At 70.3% G+C, this 19191-nt stretch carries 15 protein-coding genes; 6 read left to right on the forward strand and 9 right to left on the reverse strand.

The window, feature by feature from the left end:
- Nucleotides 1-12 precede the first annotated feature (12 nt).
- The 6 genes from VA596_RS48430 to VA596_RS48455 all read right to left on the reverse strand — a co-directional run bounded on the left by VA596_RS48430 (nucleotide 13) and on the right by VA596_RS48455 (nucleotide 5655).
- Nucleotides 13-657 carry a hypothetical protein gene (locus VA596_RS48430; RefSeq protein ID WP_323337424.1) on the reverse strand — a complete coding sequence of 215 codons (645 nt, stop codon included), beginning with the start codon at nucleotides 655-657 and terminating at the stop codon, nucleotides 13-15.
- A 157-nt stretch (nucleotides 658-814) separates the two neighbouring features.
- Complete coding sequence (locus VA596_RS48435; protein WP_323337426.1) at nucleotides 815-1813, reverse strand: ABC transporter substrate-binding protein; 999 nt, start codon at nucleotides 1811-1813, stop codon at nucleotides 815-817.
- Between the two features lie 29 nt (nucleotides 1814-1842).
- Nucleotides 1843-2880: an ABC transporter permease gene (locus VA596_RS48440; RefSeq protein ID WP_323337427.1), complete on the reverse strand. Its 1038-nt coding sequence runs from the start codon at nucleotides 2878-2880 to the stop codon at nucleotides 1843-1845.
- Complete coding sequence (locus tag VA596_RS48445) at nucleotides 2877-3641, reverse strand: ATP-binding cassette domain-containing protein (RefSeq protein ID WP_323337428.1); 765 nt, start codon at nucleotides 3639-3641, stop codon at nucleotides 2877-2879. Before VA596_RS48445 ends, VA596_RS48440 begins: the two co-directional genes overlap by 4 nt.
- Complete coding sequence (locus VA596_RS48450) at nucleotides 3638-4675, reverse strand: class I mannose-6-phosphate isomerase (RefSeq protein WP_323337429.1); 1038 nt, start codon at nucleotides 4673-4675, stop codon at nucleotides 3638-3640. Before VA596_RS48450 ends, VA596_RS48445 begins: the two co-directional genes overlap by 4 nt.
- Entirely contained in the window at nucleotides 4672-5655 is a 984-nt protein-coding gene (locus tag VA596_RS48455) for a LacI family DNA-binding transcriptional regulator (RefSeq protein WP_323337544.1), read from the reverse strand. The genes VA596_RS48450 and VA596_RS48455 overlap by 4 nt, the downstream gene beginning before the upstream one ends.
- A gap of 311 nt (nucleotides 5656-5966) precedes the next feature.
- Between VA596_RS48455 and VA596_RS48460 the strand changes: the two genes are divergently transcribed.
- The 3 genes from VA596_RS48460 (at nucleotide 5967) to VA596_RS48470 (ending at nucleotide 12252) form a co-directional block, all read left to right on the forward strand.
- The gene (locus tag VA596_RS48460; RefSeq protein ID WP_323337545.1) at nucleotides 5967-9191 is read left to right on the forward strand and encodes a GH92 family glycosyl hydrolase; all 3225 of its coding nucleotides are present in this window, start codon (nucleotides 5967-5969) and stop codon (nucleotides 9189-9191) included.
- A gap of 92 nt (nucleotides 9192-9283) precedes the next feature.
- Complete coding sequence (locus tag VA596_RS48465; RefSeq protein WP_323337430.1) at nucleotides 9284-11671, forward strand: GH92 family glycosyl hydrolase; 2388 nt, start codon at nucleotides 9284-9286, stop codon at nucleotides 11669-11671.
- Nucleotides 11672-11886: 215 nt separating this feature from the next.
- Nucleotides 11887-12252, forward strand: a complete 366-nt coding sequence (locus VA596_RS48470) for a DUF3817 domain-containing protein (protein WP_323337431.1) — start codon at nucleotides 11887-11889, stop codon at nucleotides 12250-12252.
- Nucleotides 12253-12297: 45 nt separating this feature from the next.
- On the opposite strand, the gene VA596_RS48475 is transcribed toward VA596_RS48470, so the two are convergent.
- On the reverse strand, nucleotides 12298-12798 hold the full coding sequence (locus VA596_RS48475) for a MarR family winged helix-turn-helix transcriptional regulator (protein WP_323337433.1): 501 nt from the start codon (nucleotides 12796-12798) through the stop codon (nucleotides 12298-12300).
- Between the two features lie 78 nt (nucleotides 12799-12876).
- On the opposite strand from VA596_RS48475, the gene VA596_RS48480 reads away from it, so the two are divergent.
- Entirely contained in the window at nucleotides 12877-13179 is a 303-nt protein-coding gene (locus tag VA596_RS48480; protein ID WP_323337435.1) for a thiamine-binding protein, read from the forward strand.
- Here VA596_RS48480 and VA596_RS48485 read toward each other — a convergent pair.
- Nucleotides 13176-13583 (reverse strand): hypothetical protein, encoded by a 408-nt coding sequence (locus VA596_RS48485; protein ID WP_323337437.1) that lies wholly within the window; start codon nucleotides 13581-13583, stop codon nucleotides 13176-13178. The genes VA596_RS48480 and VA596_RS48485 overlap by 4 nt on opposite strands.
- A 92-nt stretch (nucleotides 13584-13675) precedes the next feature.
- Here VA596_RS48485 and VA596_RS48490 point away from each other — a divergent pair, with 92 nt between their 5' ends.
- The gene (locus VA596_RS48490) at nucleotides 13676-14662 is read left to right on the forward strand and encodes a tetratricopeptide repeat protein (protein ID WP_323337439.1); all 987 of its coding nucleotides are present in this window, start codon (nucleotides 13676-13678) and stop codon (nucleotides 14660-14662) included.
- 397 nt (nucleotides 14663-15059) lie between these two features.
- Here VA596_RS48490 and VA596_RS48495 read toward each other — a convergent pair whose 3' ends face one another.
- Entirely contained in the window at nucleotides 15060-16481 is a 1422-nt protein-coding gene (locus VA596_RS48495; RefSeq protein WP_323337547.1) for a neutral zinc metallopeptidase, read from the reverse strand.
- A gap of 133 nt (nucleotides 16482-16614) precedes the next feature.
- Between VA596_RS48495 and glgP the strand changes: the two genes are divergently transcribed.
- On the forward strand, nucleotides 16615-19143 hold the full coding sequence (gene glgP / locus VA596_RS48500; RefSeq protein ID WP_323337441.1) for an alpha-glucan family phosphorylase: 2529 nt from the start codon (nucleotides 16615-16617) through the stop codon (nucleotides 19141-19143).
- Nucleotides 19144-19191: the final 48 nt, after the last annotated feature.

Here is a 19191-nt window from a genome sequence, read left to right on the forward strand (position 1 = left end):
GGGCAGTAGATCCTACGGTGCCGTCGTCCCGCTAGGCCGGTTGCTCGCGGCCAGGAGGTCCGCGTCGGCCGGGAACGGCCGGTCGGGCAGCGAGATCCAGCCGGTCGTCCGGGTCTCCTTCACCGCCACCGACACCGGCCGGAACGTCGTCGGGTCGAGCCCGTCGCTGTGCCGGACGACCTCGTCGAAGAACCACGTCGAGGTGATCAGCGCCAGCACCCCGCGGGAGGACTTGAGGGCCTCCTTGAGCGGGGGCGCCTCCAGCAGCCGGAACGAGTGGTTGATCGACGGCGCGGTGACGCCGTGGTCGTCGTAGGCGACCTCGCCGGCGTGCAGCGCCATCCGGAGCCGGATGCGGGCCCCGGCCTCGTGCGTGCGGTTGTGCCGGTGCAGCGCGACGGCGAGCGCGGCGGGCAGGAACTCGACGAACAGTCCCTTCGGGACCTCCGCCGGCGCGAGGACGAAGACGCCGTCGCCGCAGTCTTCGCGCCGGCATGCTCCCCAGGGGACACCAGCGTCGTCGAACGCTCGCACGAGCGCGCCGTAGAGCCCTTCGCGCAGCTCCAGGCGGTGCGGCGTGGTTCGGTGCCGGTCGCTGTACCCCTCGACGTCCACCGCGAAGATCGTCCGGTGCACGGCTGGTCGTTCGTAGTTCATCAGGCGCTCCCGTCAGGTGCACGTGCAGATGCCTGTGCAACCAGTGTGACGCAAGACGGCCGTCAGGGGGAAGGCTCCGGGCGGGTGGTGATCCACGTGAAAGCGGCGGAGCCGGGCCGGGTCTCGGCACGGCCCCGCCGCCGGTCGGGGGAGCGGGTCAGCAGCTCTGCTTGTAGAAGTACTGGGAGTTGGCGTCCATGTCGTCCTTGGTGATCGAGTGCAGCTGCGCGGTGAGGTTCCGCATCACCGGCTTGCCCTCGAGCGCCGCGACGGCCTGGTCGACGCCCTGGGTGCCGATCGCCGCCGGGTCCTGCGCGATGAGGGCCTGGTACTGGCCGTTCTTGAGGCCCTCGACCTCGGAGGGGCTGGCGTCGAAGCCGATCAGGTTGACCGCGCCGACCTTGCCGGAGTTGCGGAGGCCGGTCGCCGCGCCTTCACCGGTGTTGAGGTTGGTCGCGAAGACGCCGATGAGGTCCGGGTTGGCGGCCAGCGCCGCGGTCACCTTGGACGCGGCCTGGTCGGGCTCGTTCTGGGTGAACTGGACGCCGACGGACTTCAGGTTCGGCGTGTTCTTCAGCTCGTCCTCGAAGCCCTTGACGCGGGCGGCCGTGGTCGACGTGCCGGCGATCGTGTCGAGCACCAGCACCGAACCGCTCTTGCCGGCGGCCAGCTTGGCCATCGTCTGGGCGGCGAGCTTGCCGCCCGCGGCGTTGTCGGAGGAGACGGACGACTCGGCCACGCTCGTGTCCTTGAGCGAGGTGTCGACCTCGACGATCTTCGTGCCGCGGGCCTTGACCTGCTGGATCGGCGCGAGCATCGCCGTGTCGTCGGTCGGGGCGATGAGCAGCGCGGCCGGCGGGTTGGCGCCGAGCGCGTTGACGAGCTGGGTCTGCAGGGGCGCGTCGAACTTCTGGGGCGCCTGCGTGGTCAGCTCGTAGCCGAGCTTCTTGGCTTCGGCCTGCGCGCCGCACTGCAGCGAGATGTAGAACGGCTCGGCCTGCACGCCCGGGATCAGCGCGAGCTTCTTGGCGTTGGCCGAGTTGGCCTGGCTGCTGCCGCCGCCGGTGTCGCCCACCGTGCCGGAGCCGCACGCGGTGAGCAGCGCGGCGGCGGACGCCAGCGCCCCGGCCGCGACGAGCGTCTTGGTCAAGTTCATCGGAAGCACCTCTTTGTACTCGGGGGAACTCAGCGGGAGTTGCGTTGACGACGACGCCGTTGGTCGAACCAGACGGCCGCGATCAGCACCGCGCCGACCGCGATCATCTGCCAGAAGTCCGGGACGCCGGTGATGTTGAAGCCCTTCTTCAGCACCGCCGGGATGAACACGCCGATCACGGTGCCGAGCACCGAGCCGACGCCGCCGAAGAGGCTCGTCCCGCCCATCACCGTGGCCGCGATGGCGTTGAGGTTGTCGCTGGTGTGCCCGGTGATGGTCGTCGAGTTGTAGTAGGCCAGCGAAAGGAACCCGGCGAGCCCGGCCAGGACACCGGTCAGCGTGTACACCTTCATCAGGTGGGCGGTGACGCCGATGCCCGCCCGGCGCGCGCCTTCGGCGTTGGACCCGATGGCGAAGGTGTAGCGGCCGAACTTCGTGGTGTGCAGCAGCCACGCGCCGATCAGGGTGATCACCACGGCGATCAGCACCAGGTTCGGGACGACGCCGAACGACGTGCCGTACCCGAGCTGCTTGTTCAGCACGACCGGGACCGTGCGCACGTCGCTGCCGTTGTTGAGCAGCAGGGACGCGCCGAGGGCTGCGCCCATGGTGCCGAGCGTGACGATCAGCGGCGGGATGCCCGCGACCGCGATGAGGAAGCCGTTGATCAGCCCCCACACCGTCCCGGCCAGGATCGCGACGACCAGCCCGACGATGATCACGCCCCAGCCCGCGCCGGCGGCGTCACCGCCGGACATCGCTTCCATCGTCTTGCCGCTGACCATGCCGGCGAAGATGAGCACCGAGCCCACCGACAGGTCGATGCCGGACGTGATGATCACGAACGTCATGCCGACCGAGAGCACCAGCAGCACGGCCGTCTCGATGAGCAGCAGCTGGAAGTTGTACACCGTCGGGAACGCGTCCGGCGCGAGCACGCTGAACACGATGATCAGCGCCACCAGCACCAGCGCGATCCAGAACGTGTTGGCACCGACGAGGCGCTTTCCCAAGGGGCGCTTGGTGAAGCCTTCCTCCACAGTGGACTGGATCTCGGGCGCGCTCACGCGGCCTCCTCCTGCACCAGCGCGCCGGTCATCGCGGCGACCAGGTCTTCCAGCTTCGTGTCGGGCCCGGCGAACCGGGCCACGCGCTTGCCGAGCCGGAGCACCTCGACGCGGTCGGCGACCGACAGCACCTCGGGCATGTTGTGGCTGATCAGCACGACGGCGATGCCCTTGTCTCGCACCTTCTTGATGACGTCGAGCACACGCTCGCGCTGCACGACGCCCAGCGCGGCCGTCGGCTCGTCCATGAACACGACCTTGGACGCCCAGACGACCGAGCGTGCCACCGCGACGCTCTGCCGCTGCCCGCCGGACAGCGAGCCGATCGGGACGTCGGTGCTCTGCAGCGTCACGCCGAGCCGCTGGAACTCCTCGATCGCCTGGCGGCGCATCTCGGCCTTGTCCAGCATGCCGAGCTTGCCGAGAATGCCTTTGCGGTGGATTTCCCGGCCCAGGAACAGGTTCGCGGCCGGATCCAGCTCGGGGGCGACGGCCAGGTCCTGGTAGACGGTCTCGATGCCGAGGCGCCGGGCCGTCGTGGGGGAGTCGAAGTGCGCCTCCGCGCCGTCCAGGAGGATCTTCCCGGACGTCGGCTGCTCCGCGCCGGAGAGGCACTTGACCAGGGTGGACTTGCCGGCGCCGTTGTCGCCGATCAGCGCCGTCACCTCACCCGCGCGGGCCTGGAAAGACGCGCCGCGCAATGCCTCGACCGACCCGTAGTGCTTCGTCAGGTCGATCGCGTCCAGCAGGATTTCGCTCATCCGGTCCGCCCTTCCAGGGCCGGCGGGCGGCAGCGGATGACCGTCGCGGTGCCGGACAGTTCGGTCTGGCCCGCGTCGAACGGGACGACGAACGTGTCGCCCTTGGCCAGCGCGTGCTCACCGCCGTGCTCGGTGCGCAGGGTGCCTTCGCCGTCGAGGACGACCAGCACCGCGAACGACGGATCGAGTGACAACGTTGTCATGTTGCTCGTCCGAAGCTGCTCCGCTTGGAAGAACCGCTCCGAGCCGGCGGCCAGCAGGTCGACGGTGTCGGCGGTGTCGCCCGCGGTCCGCTTGATGATGGTCTCGAGGCGTTCGGCGTCCCAGCCGGACGTGTCCAGCGCCTCGATCGCGGTGTCGAAGCCGAGCCCGAGGTGGCCCTTCTCCGGCGACGCGAGGAAGTCACGCCACTCGATGGTCAGCGAGAAGTCCGTCGGCTGCTGGAGCTCGACGACGAACACGCCCTCGCCGATCGCGTGCGGCAGGCCGGAGGGGATGTAGACGGTGTCGCCCGCGGTCACCGGGACGCTGTTCAGCGCGCTCAGCATCGACGGCACGTCCTGCTCCCGCGTCCACTCGGACACGGTCGCCTTGGTGAGCGTCTCCTTGAAGCCGGGGTAGACGCGCGGGTCGTCGCCGTAGGTGCCGACCACGATCCACGCCTCGGTCTTGCCGAAGTGCGAGTCGAAGTGCTGCTTCGCGAACGCGTCGTCCGGGTGGAAGTGGACGGGCAGCCGCTGGCCCGCGTCGAGGAGCTTGACCAGCAGCCCGGTCGACGTCCCGAGCGCCTCGACGTGCTTCGCGCCGAGCCACGCCGGGGCGTCGGTCTCGACGGCGTCGCGCAGCCAGGCGCCGTTCGGGAGCCGGGTCAGGCCGTTGGTCTCCTGGCCGAACATGGTGCTGACCGACGCGACCCAGTCCTCCGGGCCGAACTTCTTGTCGGACGAGGCGCCGCGCAGCGCCGCGATGGCGTCGCCCCCGCGGTAGAACTGCGGCGGCTGGTTGGCCGGAAGCCGGATCGGTTCGAGGGTCACGGGGCGACCTCACCGGAACCACGGGCGACGAGATGCACGGGCAGGACTACCTTTCTCGGCGGGGACTGATCTCCTTGGACACGGGCGAAGAGCAGCTCGGCCGCGGCGTGGCCCAGCGCGCTCACGTCGTGCGCGATCACGGTGACGGGCGGGTCCAGCAGGTCCGCCAGCTCGAAGTCGTCGAAGCCGACCATCGCCGGGCGGTACTCGGCGTGGGCCAGCGCGCGCAGCAGGTGCACGGCGACCCGGTTGTTGCCCGCGATCACGGCGGTCGCGGCGTCGGGCCCGTGCAGCAGGCGCTTCACGGCGTCGCCGATGAACTCCTGCGTCGGGGTGTGCATGGAGACCAGGGACTCGTCGTAGGAGATCCCGTTGCGCACGCAGCCTTCGCGGAACCCGCGCAGGCGCTCGGCCGCGGTGAAGATGTCCGGGCTGTCGCCGAGGAACGCGATCCGCCGGTGGCCGTGCTTGGCCAGGTGGGTGACGGCTTCGATGGTGCCGCCGAGGTTGTCGACGAGCACGGTGTCGGCGACGATGTCGCCCGCCGGCCGGTCGATGAACACCACGGGCGTGCCCGCGCGCATCTCCGGCACCAGGTAGCCGTGCTGCAGGCCGGCCGGGACGACGAGGATGCCGTCCACCCGCCGCGCGCAGAACTCCAGCACGAGCTCGCGCTCGCGGTCGGAGTTCTCCTCGGACGAGCCGGTGAGCACCTGGCGGCCGAACGACGTCGCGATGCGCTCCACCGCGCGGTTCAGCTCGGAGTAGAAGGGGTTGCCGACGTCCTCGACGATCAGCCCGATGGTCCCGGTGGTCGACCCGCGGCGCAGGTTGCGCGCGCCGAGGTTGCGCCGGAACCCCAGCTGCTCGATGGCCGCCATGACCCGCTCGGCGGTGTCCGGGTGCACCGCCGGTTCGTCGTTGACCACGCGCGAGACGGTCTTGATCGACACGCCCGCCAGTCTGGCCACGTCGCTCATCGTGGCCCGGCGGCTGGCCGTGCGCGTGCTGCCGTCCCGGTCCCGGCCGGGTGGAGACAACGTTGTCATAGTGCACGGGATTGAACGCCACGGCCCGGGTGCTTGTCAACGCCTCGCGTGCGGATTGTGCCGATTCGGCTACCGAAGTTGTAGGTCAGACGGCTGATCAGCTTGTCCGGAAGTGGACAGGTGTTGACAGCTCTCTTGACTGTCTCGTGAGCCGCTGCCCAAGGTGGCCCGGTTCGACCGAGCGCGCGACAAGGTTGTCATTCACCGTCCTGGTCGCGCCGATGAGGTGAGAGGCGATGGCGATGGCGCGAGCGCGCTGGAGAGCCGGTTTAACCTTCCTGAGCTTGGCAGTCGTGGCCGCGGTGGCTCCCGCGATGCCCGCTGCCGCGGCTCAGGCGACCGATTTCGCGAAGTGGGTCAACCCGTTCGTCGGCACCCGGCCCGGCGGCGAGGACCACGGCACCGGGGGCGGTGCCGGCAACACGTTCCCGGGTGCGGTGGCGCCGTTCGGCATGGTGCAGTGGAGCCCCGACACGGTGAAGTCCCAGCCCGGCGGGTACTTCTACGACGACAACGCGCTGAACGGCTTCAGCCTGACGCACCTTTCGGGAGCGGGCTGTTCGACCTATCAGGACATTCCGTTCATTCCGTACGTCGGTGAGGTCTCGACGTCCCCGGCGACCGACCCCGGGCACTACACGTCGAAGTTCTCGCACGCCAACGAGCACGCGACGGCCGGCGCCTACGACGTCACCCTCGACAGCGGCGCGAAAGTCGAGCTCAGCGCGACCCAGCGCACCGGCTCCGCCCGGCTGACCTACCCGGCCGGCGCGTCCTCGACGCTGCTGGTCAACACGTCCGGCTCGGTCAACGGCACCGACGACGCGTCGATCACCATCGGCAAGGACACCATCAGCGGCTGGGCCACCAGCGGCCGCTTCTGCGGCGCGCAGAACAGCTACCGCGTCTACTTCTCGGCCAAGTTCGACACGCCGTTCGAGTCGATCGGCACCTGGAAGAACGGCGCCGTGACGCCGGGCAAGTCCGCCGAAACCGGTGGTGCCAAGGCGAAGGTCGCGCAGCCCAACGGCGTCAACGCGTCCATCGCGCGCCCGGCCAAGGCCAAGCAGCAGGACACCACCGTGTCCGGCCCGGGCAGCGGCGGGTACGTCACCTTCGCCAACCTCAACGGCGCGCAGGTGAACGTCCAGGTCGGACTGTCCTTTGTGTCCGTCGACGGCGCGAAGGCCAACCTCAAGGCCGAGAACACGAAGAAGTCGTTCGACACCGTGGCCGCGGCCGCGCGCAAGGCGTGGAACGACCAGCTCGGCAAGATCGCCGTCACCGGCGGCTCCGACGCCGACCTGACGACGTTCTACACCGCGCTGTACCACTCGCTGATCCAGCCGAACGTCTTCTCCGACGTCGACGGCCAGTACCCGGGCTTCGACGGGCGGATCCACAAGGCCGACAAGGGCCACGCGATGTACACGAACTTCTCCGGCTGGGACATCTACCGCTCGGAGGCTCCCCTCCTGGCGACGATCGACCCGAAGGAGACCTCGGACATCGTCCGGTCGATGATGGCCTACGCCGAGCAGGGCGGGTCGTGGGACCGCTGGACGGTGGCCAACGACTACACCGGCGTGATGAACGGCGACCCTTACCACATCATCGTGTCCAGCGCGTACGCGTTCGGCGCGCGTGACTTCGACGCCCAGAAGGCGTTGCTGCTCATGATCAAGGGCGCCACCCAGCCGACGCAGGGCTACACCGAGCGGCCGGGCCTGGAGGACTACCAGAAGCTCGGTTACGTGCCGGGCGCCGGCGCGGACACGCTCGAGTACACCAGCGCCGACTTCTCCATCGCCGAGTTCGCGAAGCGGCTCGGCGACAGCGCGACGTACACGACGTTCATGAAGCGCGCGCAGAACTGGCAGAACCTCTACAACCCGGGCACCGGTCACCTGCAGCCGCGCAACGCGGACGGCTCGTTCGCCGGCACCTACGACCCCGCCAGCTCGCAGGGCTGGGTCGAGGGCAACGGCGCGCAGTACGAGTGGATGGTGCCCTACGACCTCGGCGGCGTCGTGACGGCGTTCGGCGGGAACACCGCGACCCAGTCCCGGCTGGACACCTTCTTCACCAAGCTGAACGCGGGCACGCAGGAGCCGTACGCCTTCATGGGCAACGAGCCGAACTCCAACGCGCCGTACGTCTACTCGTACGCGGGCGCCCCGGCCAAGACCCAGTCGATCGTGCACCGCTCGATGGACGAGCTGTACAACCCGAACCCCGAGGGCCTGATCGGCAACGACGACCTCGGCCAGATGTCGGCCTGGTACGTCTGGTCCGCGCTCGGCGTCTACCCGGAGATCCCGGGCCGCGCCGAGACGCTGCTCGTCACCCCGCGCTTCGAGCACGCCGTGCTCACCACCGGCGCGGGCAAGAAGATCACGGTCAACGCGCCGGGCACCGGCGACTACGTGGGCAGCCTGAAGGTCAACGGTGGCGCGGCTTCGAAGGCGTGGCTGCCGGAGTCGCTGATCTCCAGCGGTGGCACGCTCGACTACACCCGCTCCGCCACGGCCACCTCGTGGGGCAGCGCCGCGGCCGACGCACCGCCGTCGTTCCGCGAGCAGGAGAAGCCGAGCCTGTCCTTTGTGGACCCGGCCCGCGCGGTGACCCCCGCGGGGTCGACGTCCCAGGCTTCGGTCGGCGTCCAGGACCTCTCCGGTACGGCCCGGACCTGGACCTACAGCGCGGGCAGCGTCGACGGGATCACCCTGACCCCGGCGTCGGGCAGCATCGCCGTGCCGGCGGGCGGCAAGGCGCACGCCGACGTGACGGTTTCGGTTCCGGCCGGCCTGGCCGACGGCGCCCGCCGCATCCCGGTGACGTTCTCGGCGCCGGGGGTGGCTTCGTCGCAGGCGGTGCTCACGGTGCTGGTCGCGCAGCCGAACAGCTGGCTGGCCACGGTGAACAACGCGGGCATCTCGCCGGACTCCGACTCGTCGGCGGCCAACTTCGACGGCGGCGGCTGGAGCTACTCGGCCGACGCGCTGGCCGCGGCCGGCGCCACCCCGGGCGGCACGGTGACCAGTGACGGCATCAAGTTCACCTGGCCGTCGTTCCCGAAGGGCGACCCCGACAACGTCATCGCGAACGGCCAGACGGTGAACGTCACCGGCACGGGCACCCGGCTCGCGCTGCTCGGCGCCGGCTCGAACGGCAACGCGCAGGGCACGCTGACCATCACCTACACCGATGGCAGCAAGTCGACGGCGACGATCGGGACGTCCGACTGGACGCTCGGGGGCGGCGGTGCCCAGCCGTCGTTCGGCAACCGGATCGTGCTGTCCACGCCGTACCGCAACGCCGCGGGCAGTGACCCGCAGCAGATCCGCACGATGGTGTTCGGCACCAACCCGATCACCCTCGACGCGGGCAAGACGGTGGCCAGCGTGACGCTGCCGTCGAACGTCAGCGGCGGCGTGCTGCACGTCTTCGCCATCGGCATCGGCTAGCAGTGTGATCGGTCCGTGAAGGCCACCTTGAGGGACTCTGAGTCCCTCAAGGTGGCCTTCACGGCTTTTCGTCGTTTCAGGGAGGAAGCTCGATGAGGAGCAAGGTCCTGGCGGGCGCGCTGGCGCTCGCCGTCGTGGCGACGGGGGTGAGTCCCGCCGTCGCTTCGGCTTCCGGCGGGGACGCGCTCGACGCCGTCAACACGTTCATCGGCACGCAGGACGAGGGCAACACGTTCCCGGGCGCGTCCGCGCCGTTCGGGATGACGCAGGTCAGCCCGATCACCTCGCACTACGCCGGCTACCGCTACACCGACACCGCGATCCGCGGGTTCGGCCACTTCTTCCTCTCCGGCGCGGGCTGCTGGGAGCAGGGCGGCCTCGTCTCGACGCTGCCGACGACCGGCGAGATCGGGCCCGGAAAGGCGTTCGACACGACCAAAGCGGCGACCTTCGACCAGACGAAGTACGCGGCGCCGTTCACCCACGACGGCGAGGTCGGCAAGCCCGGCTACTACAAGGTCCACCTGACCGGTTACGGCGGCGTCGACGTCGAGACGACCGCGGCGACCCGGGCCGGTGCCGAGCGCTACACGTTTGCGCAACCCGGTGACCACAACGTCTTCGTCAACGTCGGGCAGGCCAACGACAAGGAACCGGTGACGGGCAGCAGCATCCGCGTCGTCGACGACCGGACCGTCGAAGGAACCGTGGAGTCGCAGGCGTTCTGCGGCGGCAAGGCGTACACGACGTACTTCACGACGAAGTTCGACAAGCCGTTCAAGGCGTCCGGCACGTGGTCGCCGACCGGCGGCACCCCGGGCAGCCGCTCTTCCGAAGGCGGCGCGGGCCTGCGCGGCGCGTGGCTGACGTTCGGCGGCGCGGGCCAGGTCACCGCGACCACGGCGATCTCCCAGGTGGACGCGCAGGGCGCGCGGGGCAACCTGGCCGCCGAGCACATCCGGTCGTTCGACGTGGCGAAGGCCGACGCCCAGCGCACCTGGCGCCGTGAACTGTCCATTGTGGACATCAAGGGCGGCACGACCGACGACCGGACCGTCTTCTACACCTCGCTGTACCACGCGCTGCTGCAGCCGCTGACCGCGAACGACGCGGACGGCCGGTACTACGGTTTCGACAAGAAGGTCCACCGTGCGGTCGGCTGGACCTACTACGACTTCTTCTCGCTGTGGGACACCTACCGCACGCAGAACCAGCTCCTGGCGCTGCTGCGGCCGGACCGCGCTCGCGATATCGCCAAGAGCATCCTCGCCATCCACGACCAGGGCGGCTGGCTGCCGCGGTGGGCGTACGCGAGCCAGGAGACGAACACGATGACCGGTGACCCGGTCACGCCGTTCCTGGTGGACCTTTGGCGGTTCGGCGCGTTGTCGGGCAACGAAATGCGCGCCTACCAGGCGTTGCTGCAGAACTCGACGCAGATCCCGCCCGCGTCGTCGCCGTTCCAGGGCCGCTCGGGCAACACGAGCTACCAGGCCGACGGGTTCGTCCAGTACGACCCGGACTTCCCGAAGAAGGGGCAGGACACCGACCCGAACCACGGCGCATCGGCCACCCTCGAGTACGCGCTCGGCGACTGCTCGCTGTCGATCATGGCGGCGTCGCTCGGGAAGAAGGACGACGCGGCGGCGCTGGCCGCGAAGGGCCGGACCTACCAGACGCTCTGGGACGAGTCGCAGACCGACCGCGGCTTCACCGGCTTCTTCCGGCCGAAGGTCGCGGGCGGCGCCTGGTTCACCCCGGCGACCGGGCCGTACACGCCGGAGGGCGAGGACGGCTTTCACGAAGGCACGGCGTGGCAGTACCAGTGGCTGGTCCAGCAGGACGTGCCCGGCCTGGTGCAGCGGATGGGCGGCCCGGCGGCCACCGGCCAGCGCCTGGACGACTTCTTCGCCTACGACCACCTGGTGCAGGACCCGGCCAAGGCCGTCCGCGAGGACTGGGTGGTCGGGCCCTACAGCTACTACAACGCCTTCCGCTACAACCCGAACAACGAGCCCGACCTGCACTCGCCGTGGATGTACGCGCTCACCGGGCGGCCGGCGAAGACGTCCGCGGTCGTGCGGGCCGCGCACACGCTGTTCACCAACGCGCCCAACGGCGTCACCGGGAACGACGACCTCGGCACGATGTCGGCCTGGTACGTCTTCAGCGCGCTGGGGCTCTACCCGGCCGTCCCAGGGACTGGGAATTTCGTGCTCAACGCGCCCCGGTTCTCCCGCTCCGTGCTGCACCTGGAGAACGGCCGCGACGTCACGATCAAGGCGCCCGGTGCGGACGGCTCGAAACTCCAGTACGTCTCGGGGCTCGAGGTCGGCTCGAAGCCCAGTGACCGGGTGTACGTCGGCTTCGAGCAGCTGAAGCGTGGCACCACGCTCGACTTCGGCATCACGGAGGACGCCGCGAAGACGACGTGGGCGACGTCACCGTCGTCGGCACCGCCTGCACCCTGCGGGAAGTAGACAACGGACCCTCACGACCGTGGTCCAGACCACAGTGGACCACGGTCGTGAGCAGGGTCACGGGCCCCGGTGTTCCCGTGAGGGCGATCACGCCTCACACTGGTCTCAGAACGTCCGACAGCGCTGTTGACGTCCACGGGCAGTCCGCCTTGGACGGTGCGTCGGACGTTTTCTCATGTCACGACCAAAGTGGTGAGACCCCACAGGAGGAAGAAGTGTCCAGCAAGGCCGCTCTAGTGTTCCGCGTGGCCGCAGTTGCCGAAGCCCTGTCCTGGGCGGCGCTGCTTGTCGGGATGTTCCTCAAGTACGTCGTGCACTCCTCCGGTGAGGGCGGCGTGCCCGTCATCGGCATGGTGCACGGCGTGATCTTCGTCCTCTACGTGGTCGTCTCCCTGTCCGTGGCGAAGCCGCTCGGCTGGCGTCCGAAGACGCTGGTCCTGGCGCTGCTCGCGAGCATCCCGCCGCTGTTCACGTGGCTGTTCGAGAAGTGGGCGCTGCGCAACGGCAAGCTCGACGGCCCGCAGCGGCTGTCCCACGGCGGTGTCGGCCTGTTCCAGGTGCAGGAACCCGTCGCCGCCTGATCCCGGCATGTGAGAAAGGCCCGCACTTCGGTGCGGGCCTTTCTGCTACTCGGTGAAGTCGCCGGTGGCGCGGCGCACCTTCGTCAGCAGGTCGGTCAGCTGCTCGGTCTGCCGTTCGGTCAGCCCGCTCAGCCCGAAGTCGATCTCGGTGACCGCCACGGTCGCGGTCTCACGGCGCTTGCGGCCCTCGTCGGTGATCTCGACGAGCGTCGTGCGGCGGTCGGTCGGGTGCGGGACCCGCTTCACGAGCCCGTCGCGCTCCAGCCGGTCGACTATGTTGGTGACACTGGTGGGGTGCAGCTGGAGCCGCTCGCCCATCACCCGCATCGGCAGGCTGGCGCTGCGGGCGAAGGTGAGCAGCACCAGCGCTTCGTACCGGGCGAAGGTCAGGCCGTGCGGCTTGAGCGCGCCGTCCACCGCGGACTGGATGATCTGCTGGACCCGCATCACGCCGGTGACCGCGGCCATGGTGCCGGAGGGCCCGATCCGGGCCTCCCAGAGCTGTGCCGCGCGGGCGATCGGGTCGAACGGCAGCGGACGGTTCATGACACGCGAAGTTACCAGCGGGTACCGGCGAGTGTCGCACGACCGGCGGAAAGAGCACCGAAGAAGGGACTTCCGAGCATGATCGTCGCGTTCAGTGTCAGCCCGTCCGGCGGGGAGCCCGACGGCGGAGTCAGCGAGGCCGTCGCCCGCGCGGTGAAGGTGGTCCGCGAGTCCGGGCTGCCCAACTCGACCAACGCCATGTTCACCAACGTCGAGGGTGAGTGGGACGAGGTGATGGACGTCGTCAAGCGCGCGGTCGAGGCGGCGGGGGAGGGCTCGGCGCGCGTCGGGCTCGTCCTCAAGGCCGACATCCGGCCCGGCTTCGCCGACCAGCTCGAGGCCAAGGTGGACCGGATCGAGGCCCACCTGCGCGAGTCCTAGGGGAGCGGCGGTGTGAAGGCCACGGTCCAGCGGCCTTCTTCGGTCGTCACCGTCAGCGGGTAGCTGAACGGCCGGCCGTCGGCGAGGACGCCGTCGACCGTCGCGCGGGTCGGGTCCCGGTCGTCCGGGGCCAGTCGGACCGTGACGGCGTGGACGCCGTTGCCGGCCAGCACCGCGACGTAGTCCTTGGCGAAGTCGTCCGCGCCGGAGCCGGGGTAGTCGAGCAGGCCGGCCAGCGCGTCGGCGTCGTGCTCGGCGAGCGCGGTGGCGAGCTGGTCGCGCAGCTCGGCGGGGGAGGCCGCGCCCGGGTCCGGTTCGTGCACGATCAGCAGCGTCACCGCGCCGATCCAGGCGACGGCGGCGGCGACGGACAGCCCCACTTTGATGTCACGCCGGATGTGCACCCGCCGAGCGTGCCGCAGGTGGGCGGTTCCTGCCAAGCGGACGGGCCGGGCCACCCGGTGAAACGCTCCGGCGCGCGTGCCAGGATGGAAGCGTGACACAACCACGCGGATCTGCAGCGAAGTCAGCGGCCCTGTCCGCCGCCCTGTCCGGCGCGGTCGACCTGTCCGCGCTCAAGGCCCGCGCCGAAACGGCGCGCCCGCAGCCGGCCACGCCCGCCGGCCCGGCCGGCCCCGGCGGCGAGGGCCCGCCCCCGCGCGCCCCGTCCTCGTCCGAGGCCGTGATCGATGTCACCGAGGCCACGTTCCAGACCGAGGTCGTGGAGCGGTCGCTGCACCAGCTGGTGATCGTCGACCTGTGGGCCGAGTGGTGCGGCCCGTGCAAGCAGCTCTCCCCGGTGCTGGAGCGGATGGCGGGCGAGTCCGGCGGCGCCTGGGTCGTCGCGAAGGTCGACGTCGACGCCAACCCGAGGATCGCGCAGCTGTTCGGCGCTCAGTCGATCCCGACGATCGTCGCCATCGGCGGCGGCCAGCCGGTCGACGCGTTCTCCGGCGCGCTGCCCGAGCCGGAGATCCGCAAGTGGATCAACGCCCTGCTCGACGCCCTGCGCGACAAGCTCCCGGCGATCCGCGAGGCGGAGGCCGGTGGCGCCGGCCCGGTGGAGGAGCCGGAGGACCCGCGCTTCACGGAGGCGGAGGAGGCCTTCGAGCGGGGCGACTTCGCTGCCGCGCAGGCGGCTTACGAGCGCATCCTGGACGTCGAGCCGGCCAACGAGCTGGCGAAGAACGCCCTGGCCCAGGTCAAGTTCACGGCTCGAGCGGAGGCTGCGGACCCCTCGGCGCGTACGAAGGCCGACGCTGATCCTTCGGACCTGGAGGCTCAGCTTGCGGCGGCCGATCTGGACATCGCGGAGAACGATGTCGAGGCTGGGTTCAAGCGGCTGATCGACGTGGTTCGTCGTACTGCTGGTGATGACCGCAACAAGGCACGGGAGCACCTGGTGGCGTTGTTTGATCTTTTCGACCCGGCTGATGAGCGGGTCATGAAGGCACGGCGGGATCTGGCGAGCGCTCTGTTCTGAGCCGCTGATCTGAGGTTTGGTGTTGTGAGGGGCACCTTCATGGCTTATGTCCATGGGGGTGCCCCTCGCGGCATTCCGGCGATGGCGGGGGCGCGAGTGGACCGTTCGCACCGCCGGGAGCACGAGTGGACCGTTCGTGCCGCGCGCGTGACGAACGGTCCGGTGGCGCCGCGCCACGGCGCGAAAGGACCGTTCGCACTGCGGCGAGCACGAGTGGACCGTTGGTCGCGGTGCGCAAGGGGTGCGAGTGGACCGTTCGTGCGGGTGCGCGAGTGGACCGTTCGCACCGCGGAGCGCACCAGCGGACCGTTCGCACCGAAACGCGACCGAACCGACCCACCCCCAGACACGAAAAAGCCCCCACCAAGCAGGTGGGGGCCTTCCCAAGCAACGAACCTCAGCCGTACTGCTTAGAGCAGACCGACGACCCCTCCAAATACCCCCGACGCAGCGACTCCACCCGGTCGAAACCGCTGTCCGGGCGCTTTCCGTTGACGTCCGCGGCGACCAGGCTCTCCGGCTGCAGCAGGTCCGCGATCGCCTCGTCCAGGTCGCCCGCCGACAGCCGCAGGTCGCCCGGCCGGTTGGTGAACGCCGCCCACGCACCCACCAGGCACGACGTCCGCAAACCCGCGTTCGGGTTGTCGATCGACGCCCCGACGCCCTTCTGGATGCCCAGCGCGTACCTCGACGCCACCTCCGCGAACGCCGCGAAGTCGCCCATGCCGCCCGGGTCCTCGCCCTTCATCTCGGCGTCGCGGTCGATCGGCTGGGCCAGTTCGGACAGCTTCGCCAGGTCGATGCTCACCGTGTTGTCGTCCGGGCAGTAGGACGCCGGGGCCGTGGTGCTGCAGCTGCCGCCGTCGTTGATCTCCGGGGCCGCCACGCCCGCGCCCTTGAACGCCTCGTCCAAGCTCTTCTTCAGCAGCTCGACGGCCTGGTCGTTGAACTTCGCGTCGCCCTTGCTCGTGTCGCCCTTGTCGAACGGGCGCTCGGTCAGCCGGGCCTTCACGTTCTCCGTGTTCATCGCCGCGCACTCCTTCGGGCCCTTCTCGAACCCGGCCTGGAACGCGAACGTGCGGTCGAACGCCGTGCCGTGCGCGCCCTTGTCGGCGGCGCTGGTGCCCGCCTGGTCGCGGATCAGGAACATCGACGCCATCACCTGGTTGAGGCCGTCGGACGTCGACACCCGGTAGTACTTGCTCTTGTCCTCGGCGACCCAGCGGAAGTAACCACCGGCGAAGCAGTCGGCCTGCTGCTCCTTCACGACGGTCGGGGTGCTCTTGGTGATCCCGGCCTTGTCGCCGAGCCGGTACTGGACGGCGTGGCCGAACTCGTGCGCGAGCACGACGACGACCGACATAGGGCCGAACCGCTTGCGCAGCATCGGCAGCAGCACCCCGCGGTCCCACGCCACCGAGTCGTCGGTCGGGCAGTAGAACGCGTTCACGAGCTTCTTCACGCTGCCGCAGCCGGTCTGCTCGGTGTCGGTCTGCGCGTCGTAGGACAGCAGCGACTTCACCGGCTCGAACCGCACGCCGAAGTCCGACTGCAGCATCTCGCCCCAGTACGTCTGGACGTCGTCGATCGCGGCGGTGGCGAGCTTGTCGTCCTCCCCACCGTCGGCGTTGCGGACGTCGAGGCTCGGGGTCGGCGCGTCCGGCTTGAGCCCGCTCTCGAAGTGCGTCACCGGCAGCCCGGCCACCGAGCCGGCACCGGTGTCCGCGACCGGCCCGGAGCCGCTCTTGCCGCTGCACCCGCTCACGGCGACCGCCGCGACGGCGAGCAGGGCGACCAGCCCGCGTCCCCCTCGGATCATCTTCACGTGCTCCACTCCCGACCTGCGCGTACCCGACGGCCAGGACCATACCCAGGGCTTACGGGGCGTGTGCGCGTAATCCCCGAAGTACTCCCCGAGCAGCGCGCGCGGCGGCCCGATATCGTCGCTGTCCATGCGTGCAGTCCGCCGGTTCACCGTCCGCGCCAGCCTGCCGGAGTCGCTGTCGGGACTCGGTGCGCTCGCCACCAACCTGCGCTGGACGTGGCACCCGCCGACGCGCGACCTCTTCGCGTCGATGGACGCCGAGCTGTTCAACGCCGTCCGCGACCCGCTGCGGATGCTCACCGCGCTGCCGCCGGCCCGCCTCGACGAGCTCGCGGTCGACGACGACTTCCTCGAACGCGCCCGCGTCGCCGCCGTCGACCTGGAGAACTACCTGTCGGAGCCGCGCTGGTACCAGCAGCGTGACGACGCGGACCTGCCGCCCGCCGTCGCCTACTTCTCGATGGAGTTCGGCGTCACCGAAGCCCTGCCGAACTACTCCGGCGGCCTCGGCGTGCTCGCCGGCGACCACCTCAAGGCCGCGTCCGACCTGGGCGTGCCGATGGTCGGTGTCGGGCTGCTCTACCGCAACGGCTACTTCCGGCAGTCGCTCTCGCTCGACGGCTGGCAGGTCGAGCACTACCCGGTGATCGACCCGAACGCGTTCCCGCTGGAGCTGCTGACCGCGGGCGGGCGCCCGGTGCTGATCGGCGTCGCGATGCCGGGCGGGCGCGAGCTGTGCGCGCAGATCTGGCAGGCCCGCGTCGGGCGGGTGCCGCTGCTGCTGCTCGACACCGACACCGAGGCCAACGACGAAGACCTGCGCGGCGTCACCGACCGGCTCTACGGCGGCGACGCCGACCACCGGCTGCGGCAGGAGATCCTCGCCGGGATCGGCGGCTTCCGCGCCGTCCGCAAGTACTGCGAGCTGACCGGCCACCCGCAGCCGATGGTGTTCCACACCAACGAGGGCCACGCCGGGTTCCTCGGGCTGGAGCGGGCCCGCGAGATCGTGCAGGCCGACGGCCTCGCGTTCGACGAGGCCATGCCCGCGGTCCGCGCCGGGACGCTGTTCACCACGCACACCCCGGTCAGCGCGGGCATCGACCGGTTCCCGGTGGACCTGGTGCAGCGCTACTTCAGCGACGGGCGCCTGGTGCCCGACATCGACCCGCGGCGCGTGCTCGCGCTCGGCGCCGAGGACAACCCGGGCCTGTTCAACATGGCGCACATGGGCCTGCGGCTGGCGCAGCGCGCGAACGGCGTCTCCCAGCTGCACGGCCGCGTCACGCGCAGGATGTTCTCTCGGCTGTGGCCCGGCTTCGACCACGACGAGGTGCCGATCTCGTCGGTGACCAACGGCGTCCACGGCCCGACGTGGGTGGCGCGCGAGCTGAGCACGCTGCTCGGCCGCGAGTGGGGCCTGGACACCGGTGAGGGACCGCTGCGCGACGGCGTCTCGGACGCCCAGCTGTGGGCGCTGCGGCGCGAGCTGCGCGAGAAGCTGGTGTTCGAGGTGCGGCGCCGGGTGCGCGCGGCGTGGCTGCAGCGCGGCGCGTCCCCGCTGGAGCTGGGCTGGGTGGACTCGGTGTTCGACCCGGACGTGCTGACCGTCGGGTTCGCCCGCCGCGTCCCGACGTACAAGCGGCTGACGCTGATGCTGCGCGACCCGGACCGGCTGCGGACGTTGCTGCTCGACGAACGACGGCCGATCCAGGTCGTCGTCGCCGGGAAGTCGCACCCGGCCGACGAGAACGGCAAGCAGCTGATCCAGCAGATCGTCCGGTTCGTCGACGGCGCGGACGTCCGGCACCGGATCGTCTTCCTGCCGGACTACGACATGTCGATGGCCCGGTACCTCTACCGCGGCTGCGACGTCTGGCTGAACAACCCGGTGCGGCCGCTGGAGGCGTGCGGGACGTCGGGGATGAAGTCGGCGCTCAACGGCGGGCTCAACCTGTCGATCCGCGACGGCTGGTGGGACGAGTGCTACGACGGCAGCAACGGCTGGGCCATCCCGACCGCCGACGGCGTCGCCGACCCGCTGCGCCGCGACGACCTCGAGGCCGCGGCCCTCTACGACCTGCTCGGCCAGCAGATCGCGCCGCTGTTCTACGACGGTGACGCGGGCGGCGTCCCGTCCGGCTGGCTGTCGATGGTGTGGCACACGCTGGAGACGCTCGGCCCGCGGGTCCAGGCGTCGCGGATGGTCCGCGAGTACGTCGACAACGGTTACCTGCCCGCGTCCCGCACGGTCGCGGCGGCCACCGGCGACGGCTACCGCGGCGCGCTGTCGCTGGCGGACTACCGCACGAAGCTCGAGGTGTCGTGGCCGCGGCTGCGGATCTTCGACTCGGAGCTGCAGATCGAGGCGGCCGAGCCGCTGGTGGTCGGCACGGAGGTGACGATCCGCGCGCGCATCGACCTGGCCGGCCTCGATCCGTCCGAAGTGGACATCCAGGCGGTGGTCGGCCGGGTGGGCGACGACGACGAGCTGCGCGACCCGGTCACGGTCCCGATGACCGGCGACGGCATCGGCGCGTTCGCGGCCCGGCTGAAGCTGCCGCAACCGGGCGCGATCGGGTACACGGTGCGCGTGCTGCCGAAGCACGGCCTGCTGGCGACCCCGGCGGAGCTGGCCCGGGTCGTCCTCGCCTGACGGAAAGCCGCGTCTGACCTGGAGCAACTCCAGCCCAAAAGCTTGAAA

The sequence above is a fragment of the Amycolatopsis heterodermiae genome (assembly GCF_034929455.1).
GTDB classification, from domain to species: Bacteria; Actinomycetota; Actinomycetes; order Mycobacteriales; family Pseudonocardiaceae; genus Amycolatopsis; species Amycolatopsis heterodermiae.